Raw genomic sequence first — 8,434 nt, 5'->3', positions numbered from 1 at the left:
GGAATATATCATGTATATATGGGGGGACGTATGAAATTAATACTCTTATTTCAAATTTATTTTTTTTACTCTGTAATCAAGGATTATCATGATGAATTAGAAGGTTTTTATGAAAAAAGTTTATTTTTTATACTCAATTTTTGTATAGGAGTATTCACGTATTTTACAATACTATTGGTTATTGATTAGATAAGAAGTTATTAAAAGAGATGTATTACATTATACATCTCTTTTTGAATCTATTTTTCTTAAAATGTCCTGAGAAAACCTCTTCCTCTATGGAGCAGCGGTAGTTCTATTGTATACGTTTTAAAATCCCATATATTTTCTTGTAAGATTTATATTTAAACCTCTAATTTTAGAGATTTTTTCTATTTGATCATCTAGAATTATTTTAGGTGAAATATATTTACTTTCAGAATTACCTATATAGAATCCACAAACTGTTGAAAGAGGACTCATAACAAAGTTTTCACTTAAAGTTACACCAATTTCATCACCATTCAAAAGTTCAAAGATATCTTTTTTTATTGAGTGATCGGGTAAACATGGATAGCCAATAGCGGGTCTTATATTAATAGGCCAATTATTTTCTGATATATGTTCATGCAGATATTTAGAGGCACTTTCAACTATAGTATTAGCTAAAAGTTGCTCAAATATATCATCTTCATTTTGTGGTTTTATAGAAGCAATAAATAGACCTACATAGTCATCTATTTCTATATAGTCAGAAAGAGATTCAGTTGTAACTCCTTGATTTCTAACAAGTGGAATTTTTCGATTTTCTATATCTAGAATATCATTATTTTTAGTTACAGAATATATTTTATAAAGTGTTTTTACACTTCTTTTTTCAGAAATCCATTTATTTAAAATTATATAGGCCTCTTTTAAAATTTTTGTTTCTTGTGATGTATTTTTAATTTTTAAAGTTTTTAAAAAAATAGTCCAATCAATATATGGGATAATTTTATTAAGAGTAATTTCCATAGAAATTCTTTCTAGATGGATTGGTTTAGTGGGTTTGTATGCTATATGCTCTGAATCAAGTCTAGCCTCATCTATGTTTTTAGTTATTAAGGTTTCTTTATTTTTAAAATACAAAGATCTTAAAGTGTTATATTCCTCTTCTATTTTCTTTTTAAAAATGTGACACTCTTGATTAAGGAGAGAATTTAAAACTGAAACAGTGGACGAAGCATCTGTAACATGAAAAACTTTATTTTTATATTTTGGCTCTAGCTTAAGTGCTGTATGAAGTTTTGAAGTTGCAGCTCCACCAATTATTATAGGAGTATTAAGTCTATTTTTTTCAAAAAATTCAATAACCTCTTCCATTTCATTTAAAGATGGAGTTATCAAACCGCTCAATGTCACAGCATCTACACTATTTTTTATAGCCTCTTGATAAATTTTACTTTTTTCAACCATTACACCCAAATCAATTACTTGATAACCATTGCATTTTAATACAATTTTAGTAATGTTTTTTCCAATATCATGAACATCCCCTTTGACAGTACACATTAAAACTTTTCCTTTGATAGTTTTATAAGGTTCATTCTGGTTTATATAGGGTGTTAGATACATTACAGCTTTCTCCATAATAACAGCAGAGTTAATAATTTGAGGTAAATAAAACTCGCCTTTTTCAAATTTGCTACCAACTTCAGTTAGGGCAGTCATCAGTATAGTTTGAATTATGTTTAAAGGAGTGTATACTTCAAGAGCTTCTTGTAAATCTAATTCTAAACCATTACTTTTACCTTCTAATATTTTTAAATGTAATCTATCTTCAACTTTTAAAGTTTTTTTACTGTTAAACTCTCTGGTTAAAATATGTTTGTTTTCATAATTTAAATCTAAATTTTTGCAAAATAGTAAAATTTCCTCAATAACTTCTTCTCCATATATTAATTTATTAACCAATTTAATTAACTCTTTTGGAAATTCAATATTTTTTTCATTTGGATTTATAATTCCCATATTTAAACCATTTTTAGTAGCTTCTTTTAGAAACTCTCTATGAATAAGCTGTCTCAATAGATTATTTCCTCTAAAAGCAAAAGAGATATTACTGATTCCACCGCTGATTTTAACTCCTTTTAAATTGTCAGTTATCCATTTAATGGCTTTGAAAAAATTTATAGCATGATATTTATCCTCTTCTCTGCCAGTTCCAATTGTTAATATATTGGGATCAAAAATAAGTTCAGTTTTATTCCAGCCATTTTTAATCAATAGTTCATAGGATCTTTGACAAATCTCAATTTTTCGTTCTAAGGAAATGGCTTGACCATTTTCATCAAATGCCATAACTACTAATGCAGCACCGAAGTTTTTAATAATATCAGCTTTTTTTAAAAATTCTTTCTCACCATCTTTTAAGCTTATTGAGTTGACAATAGCTTTTCCAGATATATTTTTTAAAGCAACCTCTATAACCTCAAAATTTGAGGAGTCTATCATTATAGGAACTTGTGATACGCTGGAGTCATTACATAAAGTTTTTAAAAATATTTCAATTTCTTTTTTCGAGTCTAAAAGAGCATCATCCAAGTTAATATCAATAATATCAGCTCCATTTTCAATCTGTTCTCTAGCAATTTCTACGGCTTCTTCATATTTTTTTTCCTCTATTAATCGCTTAAATTTTCTAGACCCAGCAACATTATTTCTTTCTCCAACTAAATAGAAATTTTTATTATCCCTTAATGGTAGATTTCCAGCTAAAAAAAACTTAGTTATCTCTTTAAACTTAATCTCTCTAGGTAATTTATCCTTAGAATAATCGTTTATAAGTTTTATATGAGCTGGAGTAGTTCCACAACAACCACCTATAATATTTATTTTTTTATTATCTATAAGTTTTTTTAAATACTTTAAAGTTATTTCGGGTTTTTCATCATATTCTCCATTCTCATTTGGCAATCCTGCATTGGGATATATTGATAATAATTTATCTGTAGCCATGTCTAAATTTTCAATTAATGGAATTAAATCTTTTGCACCAAAGGAGCAGTTAAGCCCAAAAGATATAATACTATCTCTATTTAGAGAGGTTATTAATGATCTAATATCTTGTCCAGATAATATTTTTCCATTTTTATCTACAGTAGCAGATATCATTATGGGCATTTTTTTACAATTTTCTTTAGCTACTTGCTCACATGCCATAACTGCAGCTTTAGCATTTAATCCATCGAAAATAGTTTCTATTAAAAATAAATCAGCTCCTCCATCAGCTAAACCTTTAGCTTGAATTAGATAACTTTTAAAGAGTTCATCAAAATTAACCTCGCGAGTCAAGATATTCTTATTTGTAGGAATGGAAGCACTTTTATTTGTAGGACCTATAGAACCTGCAATTAAAACATCTTTTTTTGAGTTTTTTATAGCTTCTTGTGCCAATTTAGCTCCTTGAAAAGATAAAATATAGGATTCATTTTCTAGACCATAATCTTTTAAAGAGATGCTATTTGAATTAAAGGTATTGGTCTCAATAATGTCAGCTCCAGCTTCGATATACTTTTTATGGATATCTAAAATTATATCTTCTCTAGTTAGATTTAAAACTTCATTACATCCAATGTATTTGTATCCCTTATAAGTATAATCTTTTTCCAATAAATTATAGCTTTGAATCGCTGTTCCAGTTGCACCATCTAATATATAAATTTTTTTTTGATTAAGCATAATACCCCCTATTTAGTACCAAGCATTGGAGTTTTTTATTTTATATAAGTCACCTATTATAGCTGTAGCAGTAGGAAGTGCTCCAGCCCCCTTTCCATAAAAAAATGTTTTTTCTAAGTAATTACCATAACTTTCTATTCCATTATAAGCATCTTTCACATTATATAACAGATCATTTTTATCAATAAGTATTGGTTTAACTATTATTTTTATTGTATTATTCTCTTTAGTGGCTTCACCAATTAATTTAAATCTTTTCTCACAACTTTTGGCAAACTCAATATCTTTCTCTGTTAAACTCTCTATTCCTTGGATTAGTATGTGATTATAATCTATGAATTCATCCCAAATTAAATAGGAAAGTAAGCTGATTTTATGAGCGGTATCGATACCTTTCACATCAAAAGTTGAATCAAGTTCAGCATATCCCTGTTCTTGAGCTATGGTAAGTGCCTCATTATAGCTATACCCCTCCTCCATTTTACTCAAAATATAGTTGGATGTTCCATTTAAAATTCCCCTTATTCGCTTTATTCCACCAGAAAAAACTCCTTCATAGATAGATGAAACAATAGGTGTTCCGCCAGCTATAGCTCCTTCAAAAAATACTTTTACTTTATTATCTTTTGCTAGTTTAAAAATATCTTTACCCCTAGTGGCCAAAAGATGTTTATTTGCTGTTATTAGATTTTTTTTACTTTTTAAAGTCTCTTTAGCTATATCAAATGCTACACTATTTCCACCGATTAACTCAATTATCGTTTCTATAGAATCATCTTCTAAAACTTTTTTATAATTGTTAGTGAAGTTATATTCTTTAATGTTATCTATATCTTCTTTTAAATCACATATCCAAGATATTTCAATACTCTCACCAATTCTTTTTTCAATTTTCTTTTTTTCTTTCTTTAAAAGTTCAAGAACTCCCTTACCAATAGTACCAATTCCTATAATTCCAATTTTCATAATTTTCCTCCTATAAAATTTATCCAATTTTTATAAAACTCATCTCTATGGCTTTCCCAATTAAAAATGGGTTCATTATTAGGATTATCCTCTTTAAAGTAATTTTTAGGTATATCTCCTCTATCTCTTTCAAACTCCAGTTTTAATCGTTCTTTTTGATATTCATTATGTCCAAAGATAAAGATATCCTTATAATTTTTACTGGTACACATATAGACTCCGGCATCTTCAGATTCTCCAACTATAGTTAGTCCAATACTATTTAGGCATTCTTTTTTATTATATGTATTTCTGGAATGTGGAGCATAAAAATCATTTTTTATAAAAGGATTATCAACTTTTATTGTATGTTTATAAACTCCAAAAAGCTTTTTTTTAAGCTCATATTTTTGTATGCCAAATTTTGAATATAGTGCACTTTGAGCTCCCCAACATATATAGACTGTAGGCAATAAGTTAGTTTTAAAAAAAATATCTATCTCTTGCCAAAAATCAATTTTTTCAAAATCATATTTTTCTATGGGAGCTCCAGTTATGATAAATCCATCATAGTCCTTATTGTTTATCTCACTTAAAGGAGTATAATTTTCTTTAATATAATCAAAGGAAGTGTTTTTATATCTATGAGTTACAGGATAGATATATTTCAATTGAATATTTTTATCTATTTTTTCAAAGATTGTTGAAAATTGTGACTCAATTTCTGTTTTTATTGGCATTAAATTTATAACTCCTATTTTTATTTTAATTCACCTCCTGTAAATGTTCTCTAACATATTTTATTCTTCTCATAATCTCAGCTACAACATCAACTTTATTCATAGTATAGATATGAACTCCAGGTATTCCTGAGGACAAAAGGTCTATTATTTGCTCAACAGCATAAGCTATTCCTGCTTCTTTTAAAGCTTTAGGATTATCTTCATATCGCATTAGTATCTTTTGAAATTTTAATGGTATAGTTGATCCGCATAGCTCAGTTATTCTCTTAATTTGTTTGGCATTTGTCACTGGAATTATTCCAGGAATTAGAGGAATATTGATTCCTAATTTACCACATTTATTTTTAAAATCATAGAAGTAGTTATTATCAAAGAAAATTTGTGATATTAAAAAATCTGCTCCCTCTCTTACTTTTTCTTTTAAATAAAATAAGTCTAAAAGGTCATTGGTTTCTTGATGCCCTTCTGGATAGAATGCACCTCCTACACAGAATTCATTTTCTTTTTTGATTTTTTCAATCAGTTTACTAGCATATTTAAAATCTCCATCTACTCCCTCTCTATCTTTTGGTAAATCTCCTCTTAAAGCTAAAATATTTTTAATATTTTTTTTCTTTAGCTCTTTTAGAATATTTTCAATCTCATTATTTTTAGCACCAAAACATGTTAGATGAGTCAAAGGTTCTATACCATATATTTTTTTTATCCTTGAAGCTATCTCAACTGTTCGTCCTCTAGTAGTTCCACCAGCGCCATAAGTAACACTTATGAAGTCTGGTTTTAATTTTGAGAGTTCATCTATTGTCTCATAGACTGATTCTATTGGATATTTTTCATTTGGTGGAAAAATTTCAAAGGATATAACTGTTTTTTTTATTTTATACAAGTTCTTAATTTTCATAAAATTCATCTCCTATTTAGTAATATCAATAGCATTTTTCAAGTCTATAATTAAATCATCGATGTTCTCTAATCCAATGGATATTCTTATTGTTTCAGGCTTTATTCCACAAATTTCTAATTCAGAGTCGCTCAACTGTCCATGAGTTGTTGATGCAGGATGAATTATTAAGGATTTAGCGTCTGCAACATTTGCAAGATGAGAGAAAAGCTCAAGAGAATCTATAAATTTTTTTCCTCTTCTTCTTCCACCTCTTAAACCAAAAGTAAAAATTGATGTAGCTCCTTTTTTCAAATATTTTTCAATTAATTTTTTTTCTGAATTTTCTTGAAATTTAGGATAACTAATCCATTCTACTTCATCATTTTCAAATAAAAATTTGGCTACTTTCTCTGCATTTTCAACATGTCTTTCCATTCTTAGAGAAAGAGTTTCTATTCCTTGAAGTATCAAAAAAGCATTGAAAGGAGATAGTGCTGCACCAGTATCTCTCAGAGTTTTTACTCTAACTTTTGTTATAAAAGCTTTTTCATTTAAATCAGAGTATTTTAATCCATGATATCCATTATCAGGAGTGTTAAAGGTCTCAAACTTAGTATTTTTCCAATTAAATTTACCACTATCTACAATCAGTCCAGCTATTGATGTGCCATGTCCACCTAGAAACTTCGTAGCTGAGTAAACAACGATATCAGCACCATATTCAAAAGGTTTTATTAGGTATGGGGTTGCAAATGTATTATCTACAATGACAGGAATATTATATCTATGAGCTATAAAACATATTTTTTCAATATCTATAACATCCCCACTAGGATTTCCTAAACTTTCTATAAAGATTATTTTTGTTTTTGAGGTTATCAGATGTTCGAGTTGGATTAAATCCTTTGGGTTAAAAAATTTTGTATTGATTCCATAATCGATGATAGTATTAGTCAAAAAATTATATGTTCCACCATAAATATTATTTGCTGAGATGATTTCATCTCCATATTTTGCTATTGTTAAAAAGGCATATGCTATTGCTGCTGCTCCAGAAGCCACACCTAAAGCTCCTACTCCACCTTCTAAAAGAGAGATTCTCTCCTCTAAAACTTGTGTTGTTGGATTTCCTAAACGAGTGTAGATATTTCCGTTCTCTTTTAAAGAGAATAAATTTGCAGCATGATCACTATTTTTAAAAACATATGAAGAGGTTTGGTAAATTGGAACTGCTCTTGAACCTGTTTCTGAATCCGGATATTGTCCACCATGTAATTGAATTGTTTCAAATTTATAACTCATAGTTGATCCTCCCTTTTATAAAAAATAAAGATATAGAAATAAAAAAAGCTTGAGAGATAAAATCTCCCAAGCTAGATTAAAAGCTCTATATCTTTGGGAGATCTCATTTAAGCAAATCAAAATGAGTTCGTCCCAAAATTAAAAAATTAATTTTTGGTACCAACTCCCAAAGGCATCATATTCATCATTGTAGTTTTTATCATTCTATTAAACATATAAACCACTCCTGTAAAATATTTTTTATACTATAGCATAAATAAAAAATAATTTCAAATTTTTTCTAAAATAATTTTTATCAAATTATGATATTTTTAAAATATAAAGAAATTAAAATGCTTTTAATGGATAAAAATAAAGCTATTAAGCTTTAGAAAAGAAATTTACCCAGCAAGTATTAAGACCAAGCTCTGCAGCTTGAAGCATCATATAGGTTGCAACAATACTAACATCCTCTATACCAGAGTGATTTCCATCTTCTAAGGGATTATACCACTTTATATTTGTATCATATGCTAAAATAAAGACTGTTTTTGCACCATAAACGCAGGGTGTTAGTTCAGTAAGTTTATTGATAGTCTCTTTACTTTGAAGTACATAGATTTTTTGTGGTTGTTGATTTTTAGCTGTTTATAATAAAAATTAATTAAAATTCAATTATAAAATAAAGTAGATTAATTTAGTGAATAATAAACTCTGTATGACTTAAAGAAGAAGCTATTTTGATAGCGTCAAGAATTAAAATCATATTTTATATCTAATGATAATTCATTATTTAAAAAAATTATCTTTTTTGACCCTACGTTAGTTTTTTACACTCCAACATTATATTTACAATTTTTTCAATAAAACCAATGTTTAGATT

At 27.9% G+C, this 8,434-nt stretch carries 6 protein-coding genes; all 6 read right to left on the bottom strand.

All coding sequences use genetic code 11. The annotated features are described in order from the left end of the window. Positions 1–309: 309 nt before the first annotated feature. Positions 310–3,699, bottom strand: a complete 3,390-nt coding sequence (gene metH, locus ACMOUI_RS00345; protein WP_418963756.1) for a methionine synthase — start codon at positions 3,697–3,699, stop codon at positions 310–312. Positions 3,700–3,711: 12 nt separating this feature from the next. Continuing rightward, positions 3,712–4,665 carry a homoserine dehydrogenase gene (locus tag ACMOUI_RS00340; protein WP_418963755.1) on the bottom strand — a complete coding sequence of 318 codons (954 nt, stop codon included), beginning with the start codon at positions 4,663–4,665 and terminating at the stop codon, positions 3,712–3,714. Next, complete coding sequence (locus ACMOUI_RS00335; protein ID WP_418963758.1) at positions 4,662–5,402, bottom strand: homoserine O-acetyltransferase/O-succinyltransferase family protein; 741 nt, start codon at positions 5,400–5,402, stop codon at positions 4,662–4,664. Before ACMOUI_RS00335 ends, ACMOUI_RS00340 begins: the two co-directional genes overlap by 4 nt. Before the next feature lie 7 nt (positions 5,403–5,409). Further along, entirely contained in the window at positions 5,410–6,288 is an 879-nt protein-coding gene (gene metF / locus ACMOUI_RS00330) for a methylenetetrahydrofolate reductase [NAD(P)H] (RefSeq protein ID WP_418963754.1), read from the bottom strand. A gap of 12 nt (positions 6,289–6,300) precedes the next feature. Beyond that, positions 6,301–7,572 (bottom strand): O-acetylhomoserine aminocarboxypropyltransferase/cysteine synthase family protein, encoded by a 1,272-nt coding sequence (locus tag ACMOUI_RS00325; RefSeq protein WP_418963753.1) that lies wholly within the window; start codon positions 7,570–7,572, stop codon positions 6,301–6,303. Positions 7,573–7,932: 360 nt separating this feature from the next. After that, entirely contained in the window at positions 7,933–8,145 is a 213-nt protein-coding gene (locus ACMOUI_RS00320) for a nitroreductase family protein (protein ID WP_418963757.1), read from the bottom strand. Between the last annotated feature and the right edge of the window lie 289 nt (positions 8,146–8,434).

The sequence above is a fragment of the Cetobacterium sp. genome (genome assembly GCF_048470075.1).
GTDB lineage: Bacteria > Fusobacteriota > Fusobacteriia > Fusobacteriales > Fusobacteriaceae > Cetobacterium_A.
The sequence above is the reverse complement of the archived record's forward strand: the minus strand, read 5'-3'. Positions and strand labels throughout refer to the sequence as shown.

What these genes read in the sequence shown, in the direction of transcription:
- ACMOUI_RS00325 (WP_418963753.1), bottom strand. Translation starts at nt 7,572, where the DNA reads ATGAGTTATAAATTTGAAACAATTCAATTACATGGTGGACAATATCCG.
- ACMOUI_RS00340 (WP_418963755.1), bottom strand. Translation starts at nt 4,665, where the DNA reads ATGAAAATTGGAATTATAGGAATTGGTACTATTGGTAAGGGAGTTCTT.
- metF (WP_418963754.1), bottom strand. Translation starts at nt 6,288, where the DNA reads ATGAAAATTAAGAACTTGTATAAAATAAAAAAAACAGTTATATCCTTT.
- metH (WP_418963756.1), bottom strand. Translation starts at nt 3,699, where the DNA reads ATGCTTAATCAAAAAAAAATTTATATATTAGATGGTGCAACTGGAACA.